The sequence below is a fragment of the Enterobacter sp. PL_is511 genome (assembly GCF_055816065.1).
This window is the reverse complement of record NZ_JBVPGP010000024.1, coordinates 265693-289387: the sequence shown is the minus strand read 5'-3', so window position 1 is coordinate 289387 and position 23695 is coordinate 265693. Positions and strand designations below refer to the sequence as shown.

Annotated in this window: 25 protein-coding genes and 1 pseudogene; 14 read left to right on the top strand and 12 right to left on the bottom strand. The window is 49.0% G+C overall.

The features are described from left to right. Positions 1-26: 26 nt before the first annotated feature. The 6 genes from AC0TN7_RS16795 (at position 27) to AC0TN7_RS16770 (ending at position 5251) form a co-directional block, all read left to right on the top strand. A complete protein-coding gene (locus AC0TN7_RS16795; RefSeq protein ID WP_473702287.1) occupies positions 27-1355 on the top strand; it encodes an aspartate aminotransferase family protein in 1329 nt (442 codons plus the stop codon). Then, the gene (locus tag AC0TN7_RS16790) at positions 1352-1906 is read left to right on the top strand and encodes a carboxymuconolactone decarboxylase family protein (protein ID WP_175557789.1); all 555 of its coding nucleotides are present in this window, start codon (positions 1352-1354) and stop codon (positions 1904-1906) included. Before AC0TN7_RS16795 ends, AC0TN7_RS16790 begins: the two co-directional genes overlap by 4 nt. 125 nt (positions 1907-2031) lie before the next feature. Continuing rightward, complete coding sequence (gene glnH, locus AC0TN7_RS16785) at positions 2032-2784, top strand: glutamine ABC transporter substrate-binding protein GlnH (protein ID WP_032649674.1); 753 nt, start codon at positions 2032-2034, stop codon at positions 2782-2784. A 50-nt stretch (positions 2785-2834) separates the two neighbouring features. Beyond that, entirely contained in the window at positions 2835-3491 is a 657-nt protein-coding gene (glnP, locus tag AC0TN7_RS16780; protein WP_024906945.1) for a glutamine ABC transporter permease GlnP, read from the top strand. A gap of 2 nt (positions 3492-3493) precedes the next feature. After that, entirely contained in the window at positions 3494-4216 is a 723-nt protein-coding gene (gene glnQ, locus AC0TN7_RS16775; RefSeq protein WP_267217187.1) for a glutamine ABC transporter ATP-binding protein GlnQ, read from the top strand. A 21-nt stretch (positions 4217-4237) separates the two neighbouring features. Beyond that, entirely contained in the window at positions 4238-5251 is a 1014-nt protein-coding gene (locus AC0TN7_RS16770) for a C45 family autoproteolytic acyltransferase/hydolase (protein ID WP_267217108.1), read from the top strand. Here AC0TN7_RS16770 and gstA read toward each other — a convergent pair. Then, the gene (gstA, locus tag AC0TN7_RS16765) at positions 5245-5850 is read right to left on the bottom strand and encodes a glutathione transferase GstA (protein WP_267217109.1); all 606 of its coding nucleotides are present in this window, start codon (positions 5848-5850) and stop codon (positions 5245-5247) included. The two genes, AC0TN7_RS16770 and gstA, sit on opposite strands and share 7 nt — an antisense overlap. Positions 5851-5969: 119 nt before the next feature. Here gstA and AC0TN7_RS16760 point away from each other — a divergent pair, with 119 nt between their 5' ends. The 7 genes and pseudogenes from AC0TN7_RS16760 (at position 5970) to AC0TN7_RS16730 (ending at position 11480) form a co-directional block, all read left to right on the top strand. Further along, a complete protein-coding gene (locus tag AC0TN7_RS16760) occupies positions 5970-6854 on the top strand; it encodes a LysR family transcriptional regulator (RefSeq protein ID WP_473702286.1) in 885 nt (294 codons plus the stop codon). A gap of 207 nt (positions 6855-7061) precedes the next feature. Continuing rightward, the gene (locus AC0TN7_RS16755; protein ID WP_267217111.1) at positions 7062-7517 is read left to right on the top strand and encodes a hypothetical protein; all 456 of its coding nucleotides are present in this window, start codon (positions 7062-7064) and stop codon (positions 7515-7517) included. A 214-nt stretch (positions 7518-7731) separates the two neighbouring features. Beyond that, positions 7732-8400 (top strand): class I SAM-dependent methyltransferase, encoded by a 669-nt coding sequence (locus tag AC0TN7_RS16750; protein ID WP_071994451.1) that lies wholly within the window; start codon positions 7732-7734, stop codon positions 8398-8400. Between the two features lie 210 nt (positions 8401-8610). Further along, a complete protein-coding gene (locus tag AC0TN7_RS16745) occupies positions 8611-9330 on the top strand; it encodes an alpha/beta fold hydrolase (RefSeq protein ID WP_473702285.1) in 720 nt (239 codons plus the stop codon). Positions 9331-9864: 534 nt separating this feature from the next. Continuing rightward, positions 9865-9981: pseudogene (locus AC0TN7_RS16740) on the top strand (serine dehydratase); the annotation flags it as partial. Between the two features lie 35 nt (positions 9982-10016). Continuing rightward, positions 10017-11153: an asparaginase gene (locus tag AC0TN7_RS16735; RefSeq protein WP_024906937.1), complete on the top strand. Its 1137-nt coding sequence runs from the start codon at positions 10017-10019 to the stop codon at positions 11151-11153. 123 nt (positions 11154-11276) lie between these two features. Further along, positions 11277-11480, top strand: a complete 204-nt coding sequence (locus AC0TN7_RS16730; protein ID WP_061715812.1) for a hypothetical protein — start codon at positions 11277-11279, stop codon at positions 11478-11480. Between the two features lie 612 nt (positions 11481-12092). Here the strand turns inward: AC0TN7_RS16730 and AC0TN7_RS16725 are convergent. Next, positions 12093-12665, bottom strand: a complete 573-nt coding sequence (locus tag AC0TN7_RS16725; protein ID WP_370884032.1) for a flavin reductase family protein — start codon at positions 12663-12665, stop codon at positions 12093-12095. 129 nt (positions 12666-12794) lie between these two features. Here AC0TN7_RS16725 and AC0TN7_RS16720 point away from each other — a divergent pair, with 129 nt between their 5' ends. Further along, entirely contained in the window at positions 12795-13691 is an 897-nt protein-coding gene (locus AC0TN7_RS16720; protein ID WP_473702284.1) for a LysR family transcriptional regulator, read from the top strand. 187 nt (positions 13692-13878) lie between these two features. Here the strand turns inward: AC0TN7_RS16720 and AC0TN7_RS16715 are convergent, their stop codons facing one another. The 10 genes from AC0TN7_RS16715 to AC0TN7_RS16670 all read right to left on the bottom strand — a co-directional run bounded on the left by AC0TN7_RS16715 (position 13879) and on the right by AC0TN7_RS16670 (position 23688). Then, positions 13879-14256, bottom strand: coding sequence for a hypothetical protein (locus AC0TN7_RS16715; protein ID WP_370884033.1), 378 nt, complete (start codon positions 14254-14256; stop codon positions 13879-13881). Between the two features lie 386 nt (positions 14257-14642). Next, positions 14643-15029, bottom strand: a complete 387-nt coding sequence (locus AC0TN7_RS16710) for a hypothetical protein (protein ID WP_248272930.1) — start codon at positions 15027-15029, stop codon at positions 14643-14645. Positions 15030-15182: 153 nt separating this feature from the next. Beyond that, positions 15183-15767 carry a hypothetical protein gene (locus AC0TN7_RS16705; RefSeq protein ID WP_090417901.1) on the bottom strand — a complete coding sequence of 195 codons (585 nt, stop codon included), beginning with the start codon at positions 15765-15767 and terminating at the stop codon, positions 15183-15185. A gap of 85 nt (positions 15768-15852) precedes the next feature. Next, positions 15853-16152: a DUF7716 domain-containing protein gene (locus AC0TN7_RS16700; RefSeq protein WP_232473041.1), complete on the bottom strand. Its 300-nt coding sequence runs from the start codon at positions 16150-16152 to the stop codon at positions 15853-15855. Positions 16153-16711: 559 nt separating this feature from the next. Continuing rightward, on the bottom strand, positions 16712-17278 hold the full coding sequence (locus AC0TN7_RS16695) for a hypothetical protein (protein ID WP_157188725.1): 567 nt from the start codon (positions 17276-17278) through the stop codon (positions 16712-16714). Between the two features lie 187 nt (positions 17279-17465). Continuing rightward, positions 17466-17972 (bottom strand): hypothetical protein, encoded by a 507-nt coding sequence (locus AC0TN7_RS16690; RefSeq protein WP_267214470.1) that lies wholly within the window; start codon positions 17970-17972, stop codon positions 17466-17468. Continuing rightward, on the bottom strand, positions 17965-18351 hold the full coding sequence (locus AC0TN7_RS16685; RefSeq protein WP_198313990.1) for a hypothetical protein: 387 nt from the start codon (positions 18349-18351) through the stop codon (positions 17965-17967). The genes AC0TN7_RS16690 and AC0TN7_RS16685 overlap by 8 nt, the downstream gene beginning before the upstream one ends. Before the next feature lie 234 nt (positions 18352-18585). Then, a complete protein-coding gene (locus AC0TN7_RS16680) occupies positions 18586-19029 on the bottom strand; it encodes an SMI1/KNR4 family protein (RefSeq protein WP_148769262.1) in 444 nt (147 codons plus the stop codon). Between the two features lie 7 nt (positions 19030-19036). Further along, positions 19037-23233, bottom strand: a complete 4197-nt coding sequence (locus AC0TN7_RS16675) for an RHS repeat-associated core domain-containing protein (protein WP_473702283.1) — start codon at positions 23231-23233, stop codon at positions 19037-19039. A gap of 17 nt (positions 23234-23250) precedes the next feature. Continuing rightward, complete coding sequence (locus AC0TN7_RS16670; RefSeq protein ID WP_048993217.1) at positions 23251-23688, bottom strand: DcrB-related protein; 438 nt, start codon at positions 23686-23688, stop codon at positions 23251-23253. Positions 23689-23695: the final 7 nt, after the last annotated feature.

Genomic DNA, 23695 nt, shown 5'->3' with positions numbered 1-23695 from the left:
ACAGCGTATTCAGGAGCAGGACCCGCATGACCCATATCATTCACCGCAGTCTACGCAACACGCCCGCCGTGGCGGTACGCGCCCAGGGGGCGTACATTTTTGATGCACAGGGAAAACAGTATCTGGACGCCTGCGGTGGCGCCGCCGTTTCCTGTTTAGGCCACGCGCATCCTGACGTGCTGGCTGCGATGCATCGCCAGATCGATCAACTGGCCTATGCCCATACCGGTTTTTTTACCAGCGACACTGTTGAACAGCTTGCTGAACAGCTGACTCGCACGGCGCCTGGCGATCTTAACTATGCCTATTTCGTTTCGGGGGGTTCGGAAGCGGTCGAAACTGCGCTCAAGCTGGCGCGTCAGTATTTTGTTGAGATCGGCCAGCCGTCGCGCACCAAATTTATCGCCCGTAAGCAGAGCTATCATGGCAATACCCTTGGGGCGCTCGCGGTGGGAGGCAACGAATGGCGCCGCCGCCAGTTTGCTCCCTTGCTGATCGACGTTATCCGCGTTTCGGCCTGCAACGAGTATCGCGACCGCCGCGCTGACGAAACCCAGCAGCAATACACCACGCGTCTGCTCAACGAGCTGGAGCAAGCCATTATTGAGGCCGGTCCCGACACCATTATTGGTTTCTGTGCAGAAACCGTGGTGGGAGCCACCACCGGCGCCACGCCGCCTACCCCGGGCTATCTTAAAGGTGTACGCAACCTGTGTGATAAATACGGCATCCTCTATATCGCGGATGAAGTCATGTGCGGCATGGGACGCACCGGCACATTGCATGCGTTTGAACAGGATGATGTGGTGCCGGATTTGGTGACCATCGCGAAGGGGCTGGGGGGCGGCTATCAGCCTATTGGCGCAGTATTAGCGAGCGAGAAGATTGTCTCAGCGCTGCAGGCCGGTAGCGGTCTGTTCCAGCACGGGCACACCTACATTTGTCACGCGACCGCCGCGTCCGCAGCCCTGGCCGTGCAGCAGGTGATTGCACGCGATAATTTGCTGCAGGCGGTCAGGCAGCAGGGGGCTTACCTGCACAGCGCATTGCGTGAAGTGCTGGGGGAATTACCGCATGTCGGTGATACGCGTGGACGCGGCTTGTTTGCGGGCGTTGAGCTGGTACGCGATAAAGCCAGCAAAACCCCCTTCGATCCTGCCCTGAAACTGCACGCAGCAATCAAAGCAAACTGTATGTCACGTGGGCTGATGGTCTATCCAATGGGTGGAACGATTGACGGGCAATATGGCGACCATATCCTGATCGCCCCCCCGTTTATTGTCACGCCTGGCCAGCTCGACTTTGTAGTGGACACGCTAAACACCGTCATTCGCGAAGAGACCGGCAAATTATGATCAATCGTTTACCCCCACTGGCGGAGCATGAATGGGACGACCAGCAGCGTGCTTTGGCCGAAGAGATAATCAACGGGCCCCGCGGTGCGCTGCTGCCACCTTTCGAGCCGCTGCTGCGCAGTCCCGAGCTGATGGCGCATGCGCAACGCATGGGCGAATACCTGCGTTATCGCAGCGCGCTGGGACAGCGCCTGTCGGAACTGGCGATTTTGATGACCGCGCGGCACTGGTCGCAGCCTGTGGAGTGGGCGATTCATGCGCCGATAGCGCGCGAGAAAGGTATTTCTGCCGCGGCAGTGCAGGCGATTAATGAAAAGCGTCTTCCAGAGGATTTGCAGCCGGATGAGTGGGCGGTCTATCACTTTTGCAAGGAGTTACAGGAGCAGCAGAAGGTCAGCGATGCCACCTGGCAGCACGCTATCGCGCTGTGGGGCGAGAAAGGCGTGGTGGATCTAATCGGAATTAATGGTTATTACAGTTTTCTCTCGATGGTAATGAACGGCGCACAGACGCCGGTACCCGACACGCGGGATGAGATTATTCCCGCATAAGTATCGTTTTAATTTTGGCGCATGAAAGTGCGCCCTGCATATCAACTTTTTTATTTCCCCACCCTGCCGATATATTTCGCCGGGTGACATTCATGTACGCTACTTTACTGACGCCGAGGGTTATCATGTCTGGATTATTCACTAAATTAAAAGTTACGTTAGCACTGGTCGCTTGCTCCGCCAGTTTTGTGGCAGAAGCACAGGATAAATTAACGGTTGGCGTTGATACCGCGTTTGTCCCCTTTGAATTTAAACAAGGCGATAAATACGTCGGCTTTGATATTGATTTGTGGGATGCGATTGCTAAAAAAATGCACGTCAGCTACGAATTACGCCCGATGGACTTCGGGGGACTGATTCCGGGTTTGCAATCACGTAATCTGGATGTCGCCATGGCGGGCATTACGATAACCGACGCGCGTAAACAGGTCGTCGATTTCAGCGACGGTTATTATGATGCTGATTTATTAATGGCGGTGAAAAGCAGCGATAATACCATTACTAAATTCAGCGATTTAGCAGGAAAGAAAGTGGGATTAAAGCAGGGAACGGCGGCGGCCAGCTTTATGAAAAGCAAATATAAGGCGAACTATGTCGAATTCCCGAATATCGATAACGCCTATCTTGATTTGCAGGCAGGTAACCTTGATGCCGTGGTGCATGATTCGCCCAACGTACTCTATTACGTAAAAACGGCAGGTGATGGCAAAGTGAAATCGACCGGCGAGACTGACAGCATTCTGCCGCAGCACTACGGCTTTGCGATGCAGAAGAACAGCAGCCTGACGCCGAAGATCAACGCCGCGCTGCAGGCGTTACGTGCGGACGGCACTTACAGCAAGATTTACGTGAAGTGGTTTGCTAAACAGCCAAAATAATCCCGCCAGGTCGGAGCGATCCGACCTCGTTGCATCTTAACGGGTAACATATGAATTTCGACAGTAAATATATTTGGGAGTCCCTGCCGCTGCTGTTGCAAGGACTACAGCTGACGCTGATTATTTCATTATCAGGTTTATTGGGTGGTTTTGTTATTGGCCTGCTGGCGGGAACCTGCCGGGCGCTCGGAGGGAAAATATCAAAGACAGTCTCGTTAGTCTTTGTCGAGTTAATCCGCGGGACGCCTATTATGGTACAAGTGATGTTTATTTACTTCGCACTCCCCATGGTGTTACCGATTCATATCGATCCGGTAACCGCGGCCATTACGACTATTGTGATTAACTCGGGTGCTTATATTGCAGAAATCACCCGAGGGGCGATCCTCTCGATTAATAAAGGTTTTAGAGAGGCCAGCCTGGCAATGGGATTATCTCAGCGCAGCACGCTATGGCATGTCATTATGCCGCTGGCATTACGCCGTATGATCCCTGCGTTAGGTAATCAGTGGATTATCAGTATTAAAGACACCTCGCTGTTTATTGTGATTGGTGTGGCGGAATTGACTCGTCAGGGGCAAGAAATTATTGCCGGTAATTTCCGCGCGCTGGAAGTCTGGACCGCAGTGGCAATGATTTATCTGCTGGTGACGCTGTGCCTGAGTTTCCTGCTGAAGCAACTGGAGAAGAGGATCCATATTTTATGAGCATGGTTGAATTTAGCGCAGTGTCGAAAAATTTCGGCGCCACTCAGGTGCTGCACGACATCAATTTAAAAATTGACGCCGGCGAAGTCGTGGTGATCATCGGCCCTTCCGGTTCGGGCAAATCGACGCTGCTGCGCTGCATTAACAAGCTGGAGGAAATTTCCTCTGGCAAGCTGCTGGTAGCGGGAATGCATATTACCGATCCTCACGCTAACGAATGTGATATCCGCCGCGAAGCCGGGATGGTGTTTCAGCAGTTCCATCTGTTCCCCCATCTGACGGCGCTGGAGAATGTGATGTTTGGTCCGGTTCGCGTACGCAAACAGAGCAAAGCCGCCGCGCGGGAGCAGGCGCTGGCGCTACTGGACCGCGTTGGCTTACGCGAACGCGCCAGTCACTACCCATCAGAGCTCTCTGGCGGTCAGCAGCAACGCGTGGCCATTGCCAGAGCCCTGGCGGTGAAACCGAAAATGATGCTGTTCGATGAGCCAACCTCAGCGCTGGACCCCGAATTACGGCACGAGGTGCTGAAAGTCATGCGCTCGCTGGCCGAAGAAGGCATGACCATGGTGATTGTGACCCATGAAATCGGCTTCGCCCGGGATGTTGCATCACGGCTCATCTTTATTGATGGCGGTACCATTGCCGAAGATGGTCCACCTGATATGCTGCTGAATAGCAGTCGCAATCCACGCCTGAAAGAATTTTTGCAACACGTATCCTGAACAGAAGTGAATGATAATACTATGAAAAAAATCGACATTCGTGGTTCCGCTTTTGCAGTAGGTCAGGAACTTGGCGCCTTTGGCCGCGAGGCCTGGCATGCAAAACTCACGCAAACGGCGTTGTGGCAAACCGTTACCGCCATGAAAGACGCAGAACAGACCCGAAGCATGCGCTCGCGGGTCCAGTCACACTATCCCCTGATCTGGCAGGAGCTGAAGGGATTAGCCGAGGGTCTGGATGCACCGTTTGATGAGGTGTTTGCCTGGAACTGCCGCGGCGATCTGGTGCGCTCAACCTCTGATGGCTGTACCACGGTAGCGGGAAGAACCGCAGAGGGGGAGCTGATTATCGCGCATAATGAAGACGGTTTCCCGCAGCTTCGTAATGACTGCGCCATCGTCAGCATCACCCCGGATGACGGCCTGGCGTTCACCAGTTTTGCTTATCCGGGCTCAATTTGCGGACATACCTTCGCCGTAAACGAAAAGGGCGTGGTGAATACGGTGAATAACATTCGCGCTTTGCACCGTCCACGCGGAATGCCGCGCCAGGTATTAGCCCGCGCCGCGCTGAATGCCGCCACCTTAGATGAAGCCATCACCATACTGACCACAGGGCCACGCGCCGGTGCATTTCATCATACGGTGGGACAAATGGGAGACAGCCGGCTGTTTAGCGTGGAAGCGACGGGAACAGGCTGTTCCGTCACGCCGCTGCAGGACGTTTTCGCCCATGCTAATCACCTTATCCACCCTCAGCTTGACGCGGTTGAGCAGGTGATCACCGACAGCTCCCGGTCACGCCAGCTGCGGCTAAACGCCTGGCTGGAGACGCAATCTCACCTTGATGGTGTGGCGGCACTGGGTATTCTTTCAGACCAGCATGATCCCGCGCTCCCGATTTATCGTCTCTCGCCACACGACCCGGATGAAGAGAACACGCTGGCCACGGCCATTTTTACCCTGAGTACGTCGGAGATAAAATGGCAGATATTCACACACGATCGGCAAAAACCTGCTTTACAGTCTTACTGAGCCGCTTCCGCACGTAATGCGGCCTGCACCGCTGGACGGGCATTAATTTTATCCCTGTATTCCAGCAGCGCAGGCCAGGGGCTCAGCTCAATGGAGAAGAACTTGCACCACCCCAGCACGGTAAAAAGATAGGCATCTGCCACGCTGAAGGTCGATCCCGTCAAATAAGCGCGAGTGCAGAGCGTTTCCTCAAGAAAACTGAACCGCCTGAAGAGCTTCTCACGAAAAATGGATTTGACCTCTTCGGGCAACACGCGGTTGAAAAGAGGAGCCGATCCCGCGTGTATTTCACTGGTGATAAAGTTAAGCCATTCCTGAAGCCGCACCCGATCCCAGCTGTCTGCTCGCGGCGCCAGCCCCCTCTCCGGCTTGAGGTCAGCGAGGTACTGCAAAATCGCTGGCCCCTCGGTCAGGATATTTCCGTCATCCCGTTCAAGCGCGGCGACATAGCCTTTAGGGTTGATGGTCAGGAAGTCGCGCCCGTCAGCGGTAAGCTTGCTCCTGTTGTCCACTTTAACCAGCTCAAACTCAATCGCCAGTTCGCGAAGCACGATATGGGGTGAGAGTGAACAGGTGTCCGGGGCGTAATAGAGTTTCATAATCTCTCCGTTAAAGCTGTGAGTGATAAACATTCGGTTTGCATTCACTGTGCTTAAAACCGTTATCTCTGTAAAATTAATGATTCATAAATTAACTATTAGCTGAGCTACTGATATCCATGATGAATCTGTTGCACTGGCGCCTGGTGGTTGCCGTAGCGGACGCCAGTAATATTTCGCGTGCCGCTGAAGTGGTCGGCATGACGCAGTCGGGTGCCAGCCAGGCGATCGCTCAGTTAGAGGCTTCATTAGGATTTGCGGTATTTACGCGTGAGCGACGCCGCGTCGGTGTTACAGCCCTGGGCGAGCGGGTTGTCAAAGAGGCAAGAAGCATGCTGGCACGGCTGGACGCCATCCGCACACTGGCGGATGAGAGCCGCGGGCTGAGTGGCGGGCGCATTCGACTTGCCAGTTTTCCGTCAGTAACGTCCACGCTTTTGCCGGGGCTGCTGCGGGACGTGAAGCGCCTGCATCCTGAAATAGAGGTGGTCGTACTGGAAGGCACGGACCAGGAGGTCGAAGAGTGGCTTGCGGCAGATACTGTTGATATCGGTGTGGTCATGAACCCTGTTCCCGGACGCGCGGATGCGATCCTGGGGCAAGATGCATGGGTCGCAGTGTTACCAGCCAACCACCGTCTGGCTCGCTATGCACGCACGCGCGGCATCACCCTTGAGGAACTGGCAGACCAGCCCTTCGTACTCGCCACAGGCGGTTGTGCCGTCAATGGAAAAAGCCTGATGGAGCAGACTGGGTTGGAACTGTCTGACGTACAGGTGACCGTCCGCGACTGGATCAGCGCCTGCCTGCTGGTACGCGAAGGCTTGGGCGTCGCACTGATACCTGAATCCGCTCTGCCGGATGAATTACGCGGTTTGTGCGTCGTGCCCGTGACGCCTTCGCTGTGCCGGGAGTTTGGGCTGGTTTGCTCCCAGGCGGGCAAATCTTCCCGCGCGACGCAGACGTTATTAGAAGGATTGATCAAAATGAAAAAGTCTGCGTAAAGAGTAACCGCGGTACAAAATGTGCCCGGCGGCTACGCCCTTCTGGAAGCCGCCTCGCAAACTTGCAAGCAACCTGATGTAATTCATGGCTATCCCTTTTTTTCCCTTCTTCGCGGTCGTAAAGTGCCTGCGTTGCGGCACATCCGTAACCGGGCGTAGGAACCCGTTAGCATAACATGACATTTTTTTGCACAACGAGGATGCTAAATGGCTACTACCCCTGAATTTTCTTACGCGCTCTCTGCGGAAAGCGCTGTTTGTCACCTCATCAATAATTCAATTTCCGATTCTGCGGATCTCTTCGAACTGGCCGATGCCTGCACCGCCTATGTAAGCGTATTGGTGGAAACTGACGACGAAATGACATACACCAAGCTCTGTAAGCGGTTGCTGGCTGCGCTGAAGCGACTACGGGAGTGCTGTGATGCTGAACTCCCGCCGTATCTGGTTGAACAGCTGATTGCGGGAGAAAAGATGGCTTCCTGCGTGCCGGACTGCTGGCAAGAGACGACTCTGCAGGTGGACTATGCCGTGGCGTTAACGCTGGCGGTGATGGGCGGAACACTGCCTGCGAGCGTGGCGAAAGAGCTGACCGGGCTGCTGCATGATATGGTCTGGCTAATGGCGGAGTTTGTGAAGGAGCCGTATATCGCGGCGCACTGAGGCGTGAGATGGGAGGCCGGAAAACTGTTGAGTAAGAAGCAGGAATTTCGGCCTTACGCAAAATACAATGTTGTTTGTCGAATGTCCCTTAAGAGTGAAAGCGGACGTTATTGCGTGTATCTACAGCACGCACTTTTTCGCCAGAAACTTCATTCTTTTCCATAAATAACATATAAAATAAAGGGTGTTATTGTTGCAATAAAGCGTCTTAAATATGAATCCCTATGAAGAAAAATACAGACAACTCATAGCGAATGGGGCTATAGCTTGGGCTGATAAAGGTTATTTCAGGGCAAAAGAACAGCAAGAAAAAATCTTTCAGTGGCTTGATTTTAATAATTATTTACCCCAACCTGGCGCGCCAATACTTGAAATGGGATGTGGTAATGGAGCGATGGCTGCGCAGTTTCTTGCTGAACGAGGATATTCAGTATGGGGTGTGGATTTTTCTGAAACCGCTATCAGATGGGCTGAAAGGCGTTTTCAACAAGCGGGCCTCTCCGCTCATTTTCTTGTCGGAAATGTTTGTCATATTTATCAATGCAAGGACTCAATGTTTGAGCTGGTTATTGATGGTAGTTGTTTGCATTGCCTGATAGATGATGACCGAACTCGCTTTTTCGCAGAAGCGAAAAGATTGCTCAAACCCGGCGGACGGCTTGTGATCAGCTCCATGTGTGGAAGCCCCCGTAATTCTGATGATATTAGTGTTTTTGATCCTATAAGACATCATTTACTGAAAGAAGGTCACCCCTGGCGTACCCTGAAACCTCTCCCTGCATTAACAAATGAGATACAGGAAGCACAATTTAACGTACTTGCAACAAAAGTTAATACCAACGAGTGGTGGGATCATGCCACTCTGGTATGTTCTTTGAAATAATTATCGACTGATTGCTCGTTAAAGTTACATCCGCTTCAGTCATCGAAATTAGATGCTAGTCTGAATTCCGCTTTTAGCGAGGAGCGGAAGATGCCGACGCACATCAATTGGGCAAGAGATCGTGTGACAAACTAAAAAATGGCTACCGAAGCAGTGGTGATTCAGTCTGACATTGCATGGCGCGCTTGGGTTTGATACAACGAATAAACCATGTCGCCAAAAACACATACGAAGATGATTTCGAGTCACAACTTCCTGGTCCCGTTCCATGGCAAAACAATTCATGCTGAAAGCACATTTGGGCGCAATGGACATGTTCTGATGCTTCATGGTGGCGGCAAAGATCGAACCGTTTTCTACAAATACCGGGATATTTTGGATACCCTGGGTTTTGGAACGACGGTATTTGACTTTATAGGTCATGGTGAAACGGGGGGAGACATTCACGAATCTTCTCTTTTTAATCGTACGATGCAAGCAGAGGCGGTTATCGCTTCTCTGGGGCAGACGCTTACAGGTTGTATGGGCATCAGTATGGGAGCCTATAATGCACTTCAGCTTAGTAAAGCGATGCAATTCCGATCTCTCATCCTTATGGTTCCAGGTGTCTACTCAACACTTGCATATAAAGTTAAGTTTGGCCCTGATTTCTCTGCAATAATACGCCAACCCAGGAATTGGGAACATACAGATGCATGGAACATTGCTGCTGAGTTTAACGGGAATTTACTGATTATTGCTGCCGAAAATGATGCAATCATCCCCTCAGAAATACCAGAAAAGCTGCTGTCTTCTGCATCATGCTGTAGTCAAAAGCAACTTCTGACCATTCCCAAAGCTGGACATAATAATATTTGGGAAAATGTCATGCTCACACCTGCGCTATACGAAAACGTAAGATCGGCCTTTAAGCATTGTTTATCTGATTAAATCAATGACCGCTCCTGGCACGCAGCAGACAAGCACCATCTATTCCTCCCGCAACGAGGCCGTAGTCTTTTTGAAATGTAAGCAAAGAAAACAGTGGCTTATTAAAAAGCCAATTAAAAATCATAGTTGACATATTAAACTTTAACACCCGTCTTTTTGTTAACACGTTGACTTGAAAATGTTTTCATATTGTTAACATTGTGCATGCATTAGTTCTGTTTTTTATATTTTGATAACATCAATTCTGTTAAAACCATCACCAGGACAACTTTTGACTCATTAGTGGATTCTGTATCAAATTTTGTATGGAATAAATTACATAGATTAAATAACCCCATTTATGTTCCAGGGATTTTTTCTTTGAGATGTGTCGCAATATAAGCTTGTCTTCCAGAGTGAGAACTGGAAGTGAAAGGACAAGGTGTGTATAAATGAGGTGTTCTTTATATAACACTACTTGCTTATGGTGATGTAGTTGCATCTGCTGAAAAATTGATAGATGAGTAATTATAACGCCTGCTCTCAGTCGGTACTCTGGCCTTTTCATCCGGAAATTATGTTCAGGCTACCACTCTGTCTGCAAAATTACCCGGTATGTCGGCTACGATTGTCATGCCCCATGATGCTCCAGCCAAAGTATCGGCGACAAAAGTTAAGGCATCTGCCTTTTATCTAAGGAATAAGTCATGTTCAAGCCTATAAATCATCCTGTCGCGTTTGCGCTAACACTAGTATATGCCTCGCTATTTACTCATGGTTCTCAGGCTGCAACGGCCTCGCCGTCATTAACGACATATAGCCAAAAAGCGACTGAAGCTCTGCCTAAATTGATGATCCTTGCTACCGGCGGTACCATTGCTGGACAGAGCACTGGTGAAGACTCCAGCTCTATCGGATACACATCCGGCGCCATCAGCCCAAGAGTATTGCTTGCAGCCGTTCCAGGATTGGATAAAAAAGCCCAGCTTAGTAGTGTCCAGGTCGCATCCATTGGTTCTCAGGACATGAATGATAAAATCTGGTTTGATCTTGCCCAGAAGATCGACGATCTGTTCAGTACAGGTGCCGCTGACGCTATTATTATTACCCATGGCACAGATACTCTTGAAGAGACAGCTTTTTTCCTCAGTCTGGTAATACATCACCCCCAGCCTGTTATTATTACTGGAGCCATGCGACCGGCGACAGCAACTGGTGCAGATGGCCCTGCTAATTTGCTTGAATCTGTGAATACTGCTGTGGACAAACAATCGAAGGGACGGGGAGTAATGATTGTGATGAATGACACTATCCAGTCACCGATTTGGTCCACGAAATCGGATACAACCGGAGTGGCTACTTTTCAGTCACCTTACGCCGGCCCACTGGGTTATGTCGATGCGGCAGAAGTTCATTATATTACCCCGGTGCCGGCAGAATCTCGTCTGTCTCTACAATTACCTGCATCCCATAAACTTCCGCGGGTTGAGATCATTTATGCCCACAGTAATATGGACGATGTCCAAATCAACAATGCGGTGCGTGATGGTGCAAAAGGAATTATTCTCGCCGGCGTGGGAGACGGAAATACATCCGCCTCAGCGTTAGCTGCGCTCAAAGCGGCCCGGGAGCATGGACTTGTCGTGGTCCGCGCATCGCGCTCCTATACAGGAGCAGTAAAACGTAACGTCGAGGTCGATGATAACAAAGCCGGCTTTGTTGTTTCGTCGGGGCTGAATCCGGCAAAAGCACGGATCCTTACTCAGCTTCTGCTTGCAAACGGAAAGACTTCACCAGAAAACGTTCAGGCCGCATTCTGGTCAGTTACCGGCCATAAAAACTGACGTAAAAATACCCTTCGATAAGAGGCGTTTTCGATGCTTTTACAGATAATTTTTTATCTGGGGAAACGCCTGTGAAATATGGTGATCGGGCGGTATACCATAACGCATAGCCATGATCCGCGCATGTTCACGTTTGACAAAATCAAAATTGACGGCAGTTTTGTTAAAGATGCCGTCGTTCGGCCGGACTGTGCCGCTGTCGCTGAAGGTGTTGAAACTCAGGAGCAATTTGATCGTATCCTTGAGGAAGGTGTGCAGAGATACAGGGTTATTTTTACGCGCCTCCCGTTCCGTGCGAAAGAGACGTTATTGCCGTGGAAAGGTTAAACAAACTCAGAGCAGGTTCCTCTGCAGCTAATACGGAACATGGCTGCAACTGACTTCCATCCAGAGCTCAAACCCTTTCTTCTGATGGCCAAACTATCATAGATGTACATCCAATCCCTTATCAAAGGCGATTTTTCAGTGGCGTTTGGGGTTGCAGACATTGTGAAGAGTGCGTGGGAAAAAGACGTCTCCCCAGGGGAGGAGACGTAAAGAATAAAATGCTAAACAACAACGCCATCACAGCGATAGATAATGTGTCGAAAACGGTTAAAACCAACGAAACCGTTTGCGTGGGTTATTTTCTCATAACCGCTCACCCTTAACAGCTACCAGAACGGGTAAAAACGACAGCTTGCATTTCCGTTATCCGATGAGCAGTTCTCTGTCTAACGGTTCGATCCGGTTTCTGACGTCATCAATAGTGGCGAACGTCATTCTGTGCCCCCTTAAACTGCTTCGATAGGGTCACGCTAAAGCGCAGAGCGGAACTGATAAGCCTACTGAGATGAAGTTCCGCTATGAGCGAAGAGCAGACATCTTTAGTGGGTTGATTTTGGTGTTCTTACCTCTATGTAGCCATTTTCTATGGCTACATTTATACAGAAGTAAGGATTAGTCTTTTCCCGGACCATAATTAAATTTTGTACCTTTGCCAATGGCGTAAAACTGTCCGCCAGCTACGTAATGGACAGTACGTAGTTCATCAGGCGCATCATCAAAAATCCAGTGCCCATTCCTGAAAACGCGGTCATCACTCCATGCTCCGATAATTTCCCCCATGAACAAGTTGTGCTGCTTTTCATTTTCTTCATTGGGTATAACCTTACAGACTAGCCAGCCAGCGCAACCTACAACTAAAGGCAGATCAAACTCTTTCTGATAAAAAAGTGGGATTTTATTGTTTTTTTCGGGTATGTCAGAATAACTGTGACCGCCTGCATATAAAACCATTTCCATCTGATTTACTACTGGGACCTGGACAACGTAATATCCACTTTTTTCGACAAGGCCGCGTGTAAATGCCTGTGGACCTATAAAAGCCATCACTTTGTTATTGCCTACTAATCCCACCCAGGCAGCTGCCATGACATTTTCAATACCATTATTTTTAGCCGATATCATCGTCGTTGGCCCGACCTGCAATAAACGATAGGCTTTGTTTAATTCTACTGGTTGTATTGCCATAAATTACTCTTCAAAGTTCTGATAAAAGGATACGATAGATTACTTGTTTGATGGTTTGATTATACGACTGGAATAATTGCAAATTAATTGCTAATATCAAAAAACATTATTGCAACTTTCACAACAATCATGAACAAACTTGATGCTCTGAAGTTTTTTATCATCGCCGCTGAGACCCTCAACTTCCGCGAAGCCTCTATAAAGCTTTCGGTTTCACCATCGGTTGTAACACGAACAATCGCTGAGCTGGAGAAACAGCTTGATGAACCCCTTTTCAGACGCAATACTCGCTCGATCTTTCTCACAAGCTTCGGTGAGCTTTTTTTACCTCAAGCCAGGCGACTGCTAGAGGATTCGGAAAAACTATTTCAGACGGCGAAAGATGATAATGAAATGAAGGGCATTGTCCGTATCACGTCGCTTCGATTTCCAAAGCATGAACAAGTATTATATGAACTATTGACTGCGCTACGCCCATATCCTGAATTATTTATCGACTGGCGTTTAGACATGATGAAACTTGATACTGTCGAGCATCGTATCGATATAGGTATACGCGTCGGGCGAGAACCTAATCCAAACTTTATCATTAAAAATATCACGCAGGTGGAACATATTTTGGTAGCATCCCCAGAACTCGTTGCGCGCCTGGGAACTCCAACGGATTTAGAAGATCTTCGGCAACGTTATCCATTCAGTGGTTTACTTAATCCTGAAACGGGAAAAATCTTTGAATTTATGAGTGACGCAGTGAATACCTTTGTCCCTCGTCATATTGAATTTTATACTACGGACCCATACGCAGAAATTCAGGCCGCTTTGGCTGGCAAAACGGTTGTACAGTCCAGCGATTTTATCTGTAGAGAGTACTTAGCAAATGGTCAACTCATAAAACCCCTGCCAGAACTGCGACAGGAGAAATGGCAATTTTATTTATATCGGCCTTATCAGACGATTACTCCGAAAAGGGTCACAGTAATTTTTTCACTATTAGAAAAAATCTTACGCAAACATTTCGTATCATAACTAACATACCGCGCAACGTCCGCTGCTGGCACAAAGCGGACATATCTTTCGCTTTCACCTCATACAGTGACGTAGCAATCCTATTCGCCGTTAAACGTTGGCTCAGCACATGTGCCCTCTACTCGAAATGTCCCGCCTGCATCTTTTAAAGTTCGGGTGCTAAGATAGCCATGTAGTAGCTAAAACCTTACGGTAATTGTAGCGGCACATCACTGCCATCAAACATTTCTCTTAAATACTTTTCAAGCGATTTAAAATCTTTTGCTGCAGGAATGACCACGCGATATTCGCTGATGCCAATTTTTTTTGCGGCATCATCATTAAGCACGATCACAAGTTTGCCATCTGTGAGTTGAACGGAACGAATAGAGTCTGTTAACTCATATTCCGTTGACTCACTCTGAAATCCAATGCAGTCGTTAATAGGTAATTCATCCTCATCAAATCGTCCGATAATGATAAAGTTTTTTGGTTCATGAGTGTCATCTCCTATTCCGATAGTGAGAACATCATTTTCTTCAAAGCAGTTAATATACGCTGCAATAAGATTTTTAACATTACTCATCAGTTGTCCTTGTCTTGAATCGTTTTGCTCCTGACAGATTGTACCGAAAGCATGATATTCATTAACATGTTAGTATCGTAAAAGTAGTCGAAGATTGCATCCGCACAAATATTTTTAATATTGCTCCTGTTAAAGGCAAAGTATATATTTCCGGCATAGCGAAGCGGCTGATGTGCCATCGCCATGCGATTCACAACACATGGGAAACCTTGGCTCCGATGACGTACCTCGCCAAAGCTGCCGAGCTGGCCGCTTCCGCGCACTTAGCCGCATTCGTCGGTTATCACGAAATCTATTTGACTTCTTCGGGCAGCACGAGGTTGAAAAGAGCTGTAGATACAGCGTGATTTTAAGATGAATGTTGACCTTATCTGGGATCGGTATATTCATCCTTTAGTTAAGCGTCTATTCATTATGTCATTAACATAATGTTCAATCGAAATATTGTGCTCCCGATTAATCTGAGAAATGAATGCGCTAAGATGCTCTTGCGATGCATGAAGGGTAGTGGCAATAAGGTTATCAAAATCGTTCTGAGTGAATCGTTTATGTCCCTTCAACGTCGAGCGCTGGAGCAAAGTGTGTGCGGACACTTCCAGGACGGCCCGCCGGTAATGATCGGACAGCAGGACGTCAAGATCGATCTGACGAATATCAAACTCAAAATGAAAACTGACAAATCCCGATTCAACAGGTAAGGAATAAATCAGTTTGTCACCTAATTGCTCAACGTAAGGTTCATATCCTTCTCCCATTACTCGCGTAGTCTGCATATAATCCTTCTCCTTTCATACATTAGATTAATTCCACTTAAATAAATAGCATTACTCTTTTAAATTTTGTTTAAAATACCCGTAAAAAAAAGAGAACCTCACCTCGCTATAAAAGAATATTTTACCGTGAGGGTTTCCTTTTAATGAAAAAATCTATCCATAAAAATAATTATAAAACGCATTGAAGTTTTCATTACCGATAAGAGGCACAATCCTTCCCCGCAATTCATCAATAAAATCATCTTTTACTTCGTCATTATCATCTGCTATATCAAAGATATCGTATTGGCCATATACCAAATCAATAAGCTCAGCTAGAGAAAATATGAACCCAGAGAGACTACTAGCTATCTGAAACGGTTCAATTACATCACAACCTGCATAAACAGAGGAACTCCCTTCATCGATAACCGCAATTATAGGTTTACCTCCGCCTAAATCATTACCAATAACAAGATAATTATCTGGTAAGTATTCATAACCACTTTGAGCCTTCAAGAGCTCACTGGCCGAGTGAAGTTTAATTGGCGTGAAGCCTGTTTCAATCTTTAACTTTTCAGGATTATAATTTTCATATAAAAATTCCACCTCTGTCGAACGAGGTAAGTTGGACGGGAAGGCATTGTCCAGATCAGTGACGGTGCTGAAACTTCCTGACAGCGAGTGTTTATTGCAAATGACAATAAGTTGTTTTAATGCTTTTTCAATCTCATTCACAATAGTCTCAGACGCATCCATAAATATAGCCCTCAGTAATAACCAATTAATTTAGAATTACATTCTCAGTATGTACTACCTTCAAATAAGCTAAGTAAATAAATTTTTAATTAATCTCTCGCTCTTTAAATAAAAGCTCTATGAAGTTATCGTTCTCGAGATAAAAATTTAAAGCTGATATGAAATCCGCTACAGATGGTTTTTCTCTTTGGATAGAGATATTATGTAATACATCTATAAATTGATCTCCATAGAAAAACAACTCTAGAGAATTATCAACAACAAAATCAGGATATACTTCCTCATCGTCATCACTAATGATAGGATGGTTATCTAAATAACAAACAAGCTCTTCTTTAGCAGTTTCTTCATATTCTTTTGTACACACACAAAATTGTCTAAGCATACCCACCCATAACATTATATATTAAATCATCTAAACCATACGCTTTTCTGTATTCTAACTGACTCATACGCAAAATCCTTGAGTTTTATCTTTTATACTTTATAAAGCAAGTGTTAATAATAGGATTATATATTCCATTGAACTGTACTTTAATCAAATTTAATAATCAGGGTAATTTTTTGAACCATTTTTACCACCAGAAATCAAACCCTTAAATCAGATTATATTTTATATCGATTACCTTTACAATCTCATAAAGGATATCCTATTGTATTGTACGCATCGACTTACTTTCTTAACTACTATAAATCTATACTTTCAAATATCAACAGTTCTAAAAATAAAATTTGAACATGGATATGTCACTATTCTTAAATTATACAGGCATGTATTTTTCTGACGTCTGATATTAATGTCATGTTTGATTAGCGAAAAGAAACTTATAACCGAAAGTAAAAACTTTAGAAGAAATACATTTTGCATTAAAAATATAATATCATCATTATTATATAAGAAGGAAATAACCGATATAATCCGGCTTTTTATTAATCACTTATCTTTACGAGCATTGCCAAAAACCAGCTATAATTTTTCCGCTGGATATATTCTTATACAAATACAAAGCACCGTACCCAAAGATGTAATCACCATCAAGCAATGTATCTGGATAATAATCTTCATCAACCTGCATAAAAAATTTATAACCATCCTTTTGCAAAGCATCAAAATAATAATCTTCAGATTGTATTAACCTTGCTTCTTCGGTTTTAGTGATAAAATCAAACTCTTCACCTTCAACCTTATCATACCCAACAATAACTGCCTTGTTAATGTATTTTATCGTAAATTCTTCATTATTGCTTTCATCAGAAAACGTATGCGTAAAAACTTTTACTGAACAATTAGGGTAGATATTGTTATCAATCATATCGTCATATCCTTCAGAAGTAAGTATCGTAATATACTCATGTCCAATATCAGGATTCTGAACTGTCAAATAAAACTTATAGCCCTGAACTTCATCTAGTTTATCTAAAAAGAATTCAGGGATGTTTCCACCTATCCGCCCAATGACATTACTATCAGAAAAGATATTTATTTTAGAGATTAGATTATATTTAATCATTTCTTCAACTCATCCCCATAAAAAGTAAATTTTCTCTTTCCTAATTCCCATAACCATTTTAGCGAACAAACTCTTAGCATCTTTAAGTCACATTTATGATTAACTACATTGTACGTCTCTTTAGGTATGATTGAAAAATAAATTAATAAAAGCCGGAAAAGTTTATTTTCCTTGACGGCTAATGGATTTAATAAAGCCTGGAGTCTGAGCGTGGTTCAACATCTCTTATACCAAGTTGATTCGTTTTTTCAAAAATTAAATCATAGCAATAAACAGTCTCCCCCCCCTTTAATAAATGAACCCCTTCAAGGCTCACTTTATATATTCCTTTAGGAATATCAGCGTTAATCCAACCAGTATAATCTTCCCACTCCCAAAATACTGCCATATCAGCAACGTATAAATCACCAGTTACATTAAGATAGAAATATTTATCTGTGAATATAACTTCCCTATCTTTATCGTCGGGGAGTTCATTTAAAAAAAGCCTAACAACATAGCCACCATCATCAAGGCCCATAATAGGTAAGGCAATACCTTTATTAAGAACAAGGTCCCCTTTGTCTGTGGTGGTGAATTCCTGGAGAATGTTATCTCCATCCTCTATCTTCCCACCAAATGGGGCCAGTATTCCTGGATAATCGAAAATTATTATCCCGTTAAAATCCACATCAATGTCAATTATTTTAACCACATCTACCTCCTGATGCCTTACATGTTTGTTTATTATTGAACCACTCCAGCAGTTTTGAATGTGCTTCTTTAGGAGTGACATTTCTGGCTAAGATTTCACCCGTCGAAGGAATCTTTAAATCACCACTTATATGTGAAAAGGAATTTAAATTACGGCTATACGCATTGAATAAATCTTCCGCGGAACCCTGCCACGGCCCCTGAATTTTTCCAATATCGTTTTTAATAGCTCTATGTAGTTCTTCATGCATTCCAGCGCTATAAGGATCCGGGAAAAACGTTGGTGTATTTTCATAGTACCAAGATCGGTTGGTCCAATGCTGTTGGCTATTTTTCGTGGCATTAAATGGTATCCGATTCAAATTGGGTTCAATGCCCATGGCATTAACCCTAACAGATTTATCCAAGTAAGTTGGTTGGGAACATATGAGTATAAGTCTAACCCACCATTTACCCCTCTCGAAGCCTGCACAATAAGCTGACAGATCTGCGTATAGCAGAAAAGGAATATGTTATTAATGAAATAATTGGGCACTCCATCATTGCATTAATGAAGCCCCCTGTAAAAAGTAGTGATTAACAAAGCCACCCTCTTACGAGGGTAAGAACCTGTATCACCATGCTTCATCTTCAGGAATTATTTTTCCAATAAAACTTTCAAAATTTGGCTCAAGATAGATCTCCTCCTGATTTTCCAAATCACAAAAATATACTGCACCATCATTTATCCCAACACAATAGGGGAACCCACCTCCATCAATTGCGAATGGTATAAAATTTTCTGCAAGAATTTTTTTGTTAATTACTAAATCCTTATAGTAATCATCAACAGTTAATATGCCCGATCTTTTAGTATGTAATATAGGTAGGAAATATTTTATATCATTCTCGTAGTGTTCGCTTTGATAAACACGACGACCTTCGTCCAGTATGCCACCATTACTTATAAGCCATAAAGATTTTAAGGCATTAGGAAAAGTTACACCCAGCGAAACTTCGATCTTGCCTAGCTCATCAGCAGATACAGCAGGGGAAGAATCTATAAGTTTAATCATCATTTCTCTCCTATTGACAATGTTTAGGAATACGACCTCTCAGCCATCCTTTACTATGAGATATTTTTATAGCTTCAGGAGAGCCATACTTCACTCCAAAATGTTTTTCGAACTGAGATACAGACCCCTTATGTGGGAAAGATGCTTTGTGCGCCTCAGTCGTGACCAGTTGCATAGTTGACTTACCTGTTTTTGGATCAAAATCATCAAGATGATGCCATGTATATTCGCTTGCATCAGCTTCACTTATGCCTGCAAGTTTGTAGGCTTCTGTGAAATCCCGCCCCCTTGATCCTTGAAGGGTAATTTCAACGATATTTCGTTGTGTCCCAGTAACAGGATAAAGTGATGGGCTTCCACTAAAGTCAACGCCGCTCAATGCCAGACCCATAGGGTCTATCCATAACAGAGGGTTAGGGGCATAGTTATATAAATTTAAGTTTCCGCCATTCAACCCAATCGGATCCTGCACAATAAACCGCCCGACCTGCGGGTCGTAGTAGCGGAACAGGTTATAGTGCAGCCCCGTTTCACCGTCAGCGTACTGCCCGGCGTAGCGAAGCGGCTGGTGTGCCATCGCCGAGCGATTCACAACCCGTGAGAACCCTTCGCTCTGGTGGCGTACATCGCCAAAGCTACCGTACTGGCCGCTCCAGCGCACCGCGCCGCGCTCGTCTGTCACTTCCAGCGGCGCGCCGTTCAGGTCGGTATTGAACCAGTAAATATCACCGCTCTTCTGGTCACGGAGGTGATCCACCCTCGCCAGCGGGCTCCAGGCGTCATTAGGGTCGTACATATACGTGCTGCACAGCCCGCTCTCCTGCTGCTCCTGCAGCAGGCGGTAACCCTGCCACAGGAAGCGGGTGTCGGTGGTGCCGTGCGTCGTGGTGACGATTTTGCGCGTGCGGCGGCCCAGCGCGTCGTAGTGATAGCGCGCCTCAAACCGCCCTTCCGGCCCGGTTCCCCGGGCGGATACCAGACGGTTCTCGGCATCATACGCATAATGCTGTTCATACAGCCCGTTGCGGCGGCTGACCAGGTTGCCCCAGTGGTCGTATTTCATGAACAGCGCCTGCCAGTGCTGCAGGCGGTTATCCGTGACCGGTACCGGATCGTCATTGGCGGCGAGGTTATCCGCGGCGTCGTAGCTGAACTGCGCGCGGCTGTGCCCCTGGCGGGCCTCGTAGTGCTTCAGCAGACGCCCTTCGGCGTCGTAGCCGTAGTCCACCTCACCGCGCAGGGTGTCGCTGACGCCGGAAAGCTCACCGCGTGCGGTGTAGCGATAAAGGCGTTCCAGTAGCTCCTGCTCCGGCAGGGTCACGTCCGTACTCAGCTCGCTGCGCTGCAGGGTGCGTCTTCCGAGGCTGTCATACTGACGGAGCTGCTCGCGCGCGCCCTGAGTGCGGCGCACCTCGCGGTGCAGGCGGTCGCGGGTGAACTCGGTCACCAGCTGCTGCCCGAAGCGGATGGCGCTGACGTGGCCGGAGCCGTAGTGCAGCCAGGCCAGCTTTTGCTCGCCGGGCAGCGTCAGGCCGGTCAGGTTGCTCAGGGCATCCCACTCGTAGCCCACCGCGCCGTTAATGCCGGACTCGCTCAGCACGCGCCCGGCGGCGTCGTGGCGGTATGCGATCTCATCGCTTTCGATACCCAGGGCAACGCCTTCGGCCGTCGGCGTGCGGCGGATGCGGGTAATCTGGCCGCTCAGGTCGCGGAAGTAGCGGTACTCCGCGTGGCGCTGAGTACGCCCGATCAGCAGCCCGCTGTCGTCATAGCTGAACTGCTGGACGCGACGGGCGATACTGCCGTCGGCGGCAGGCCGGCCGTTTTCTTCGAGCGCGCAGAGGAACCCTCGCGCGTCCCATTCCATATGGCGCACGGTCTCGTCCGGGCGCGTTTCGCTGAGCGGGCGGCCCACGGCGTCGTAGGTGAAGCGGTAATCCGCCCCGTTGCCGTTATCGAGCCGCAGCAGGTTGCCGCGCGGATCGTAGCGCCACTGGCGCACGCGGCCAATACGGTCGGTGAGGCTGACCGGGAGGCCGAGCGCGTTGTAGGCCCAGCTCACCTCGCTTTCCAGCGGGTCGCGCCAGCCCGTGAGCTGGCCGCGTTCGTTCCACACCAGCGACTCGCGGCTGCCGTCCGGATGGATCACGACGCTCAGCAGCCCGGCACGACTCCACTCCCGGCGCGTGATATTCCCTTCCGCATCCTCGCTGGCAATCAGCTGCCCGAATCGATCGTAGGTGAAGCGGGTCACGCTGCCGGAGCAGTCGGTGCGCTGCGTCAGCAGCGCCTGGTGGTTCCAGACCAGGCGCACAACGCCACCTGTGGCGTCGGTGATGCTCTCAGGCAGGTTTTCTTCATCGTCAGGATAGCCATACGCGGTGGTGCTACCGGCCGGATCCGTTTCCGACAGCAGGCGACCGCGAAGGTCGTACATGGCCTGCGATGAGGTGCCGTCCGGGTACACCGTGCGGGTGATGCGGTCGGTCAGGCGATGCCAGTGGTACTCGGTGCGGCGGCCCGCCGGGTCCGTCTCGCTGGTCATGCGGCCGTATTTGTCCCACGTGCTGCGGCGCATTGCGCCGCCGGGCAGAATAACGTCGCAGAGCTCGCCGTCGCGGTAAACAAACGTCGTCTGGCGACCGTCGTAATCCGTGAAGCGCGCGACGTTGTTGTCGTCGTCGACCAGCCAGTGCGCCTGGGCGCCGTCATCGCGGATAGCACGGCGGATGCCATTTTCAAAATCGTATTCGAACGCCAGCTGTTCGCCGCCGCTGTGGCGGAAGCCGACCACGCGCGGCAGGCCGTCAATCTCCCGCCAGCGGTATTCGCTCAGCAGGCCGTTGGCGTCCTCATGGGCGCTCATCAGCCCGTCCTGCCAGCGGAAGCGTCGGCGCACGCTACCGCCCCGGCCGGTCACGGAGACCAGCTGGCGCTGTTCATCATAAGCGTAACTGACCAGGCAGATCTCGTCATCCAGCCATGCGCCGACGAGCCTGTCACGGTCGTAGCGGCAGACCACGCGCTGGCTCGCGCTGTCGGTCAGGGCATGCAGGGTATGATCCGCATTCCATTCGAAGAGGATCTCGTTGCCGCAGAGTTCAGAGATGCGCTGAAGCAGTGACGGGGCATCATCCCGCAGCGGCGCATAGTGCCAGCGCTCGCCGCTGACGTCATACACCGACCAGCTGTCGTCAGAGTGATGTTCAAGCCAGTTTTTTTCGCTTTCGCAGTAGGTGCGCATCCCTTTCGGGACCTTCGGGAAGGCGACGTAATCGCCGGACGGCGCGCGCCACACCAGGCCGTCCTGGTAAGGCTCCAGGCGGCTTTCCCAGAACAGGCTCCAGCCGCGGCCCAGCACGCTGTCGCCGGGGTTGCCGCTGCGCCAGTAGCGCTGCCAGCGCACCGGAAGGCGGGAAGGAAGGACGAAGTCCAGCTCATCATCCCCGCTGAGAAATTTTTGTCCGCTGACGATATCCACCGGGCGGGCGATGATCCCTGCGGCCGCCACGCCTGTCATCAGCGTGCCGGCGCGACAGGCGATACGGGCCAGCTTATTGATGCCGGGGATTTTGCCCAGCAGCTTAGAGAGCGCCCCGACTTTACCAGCGGCACCGCCCCACCCGCCGATAAGCCCGGCAAACAGCAGAGTAAGATCGGAGACTTTATACAGCCACTCGGGGACTTCAGACTGAATGGGGAGGGTTTGCTGCGGGTCGCCGCCGATAATGACGTTGTCCGAACCGGTCATCACCTTCGCGTCGCAGGTGGTGCGATCCCCGATGCGTGCCGCAGGCAGGCCGTTGATAGAGACCCGTGAAGAGCCTTCGGCCATCTGCTGCGAGCCATCGTCAGAGCACTTCACCGCGCTGTCCGTGGCCATGGCGGCGGGTTTACCGTTGATAAACACGTTGGGCGAACCGGAGGTGATGACGCCTTTCTTCGTCATGCTGGATGCCCCGGCGTCCGCGATGCTGTCCCGGGCGGCGGTCGCCAGCTCCCCGGTGTAATACCCCACGGCCAGGCTGGCGCCGACGAGCAGGACGCCCACGCCAAGACAGGATGCACCAAGTCCGGCAATAAACATGGCCCCCGCCAGAATGCCCCCGGCGGCGGCAATCAGGCCGCCGACAATCGTTCCGGCAATCATCCCGGCCAGCGCACCGGAGTGGCCGATATCATCACCAACGCGTGCTGCTTCAAACATAACAACTGTCCCTGGTGTTAATGGTGGAAGCGGAAGCTCCTGAGAAGATCGCCAAACAGCGTGCTGTCAGCATCGCCCAGCGCGCGGGTGCAGGTCATGGTGAACACCAGAATGTTATTGCTGTCGACGTTAAATACGGCCTGCTGCTGCCATATGCGTTTCCCGTCGCGCAGGTAGGTAGCATGGACGGTTTCACCCTGTAAAAGGTCGTCGCCCAGCGTAGCGGCGCTGCGCTCACCCTGCTTCCAGCCCTTGATGTGTTTTTCCATCAGGGCGAGCTGGCGATCGATATACGCGGCAAGCGCTTCACCAGCGTTGAGAGCATCGCGGGAGATGTTGAACGCCGGTGCATCCGCAGCGGGCGGCGCAAATACGTTGACGGTACGATCCTGATATCCCTCAGGAAAAGAGATCAGTCCTTCACTGAAAAGGCACTGCGAATGTTGTTCTGACATTGAGCGG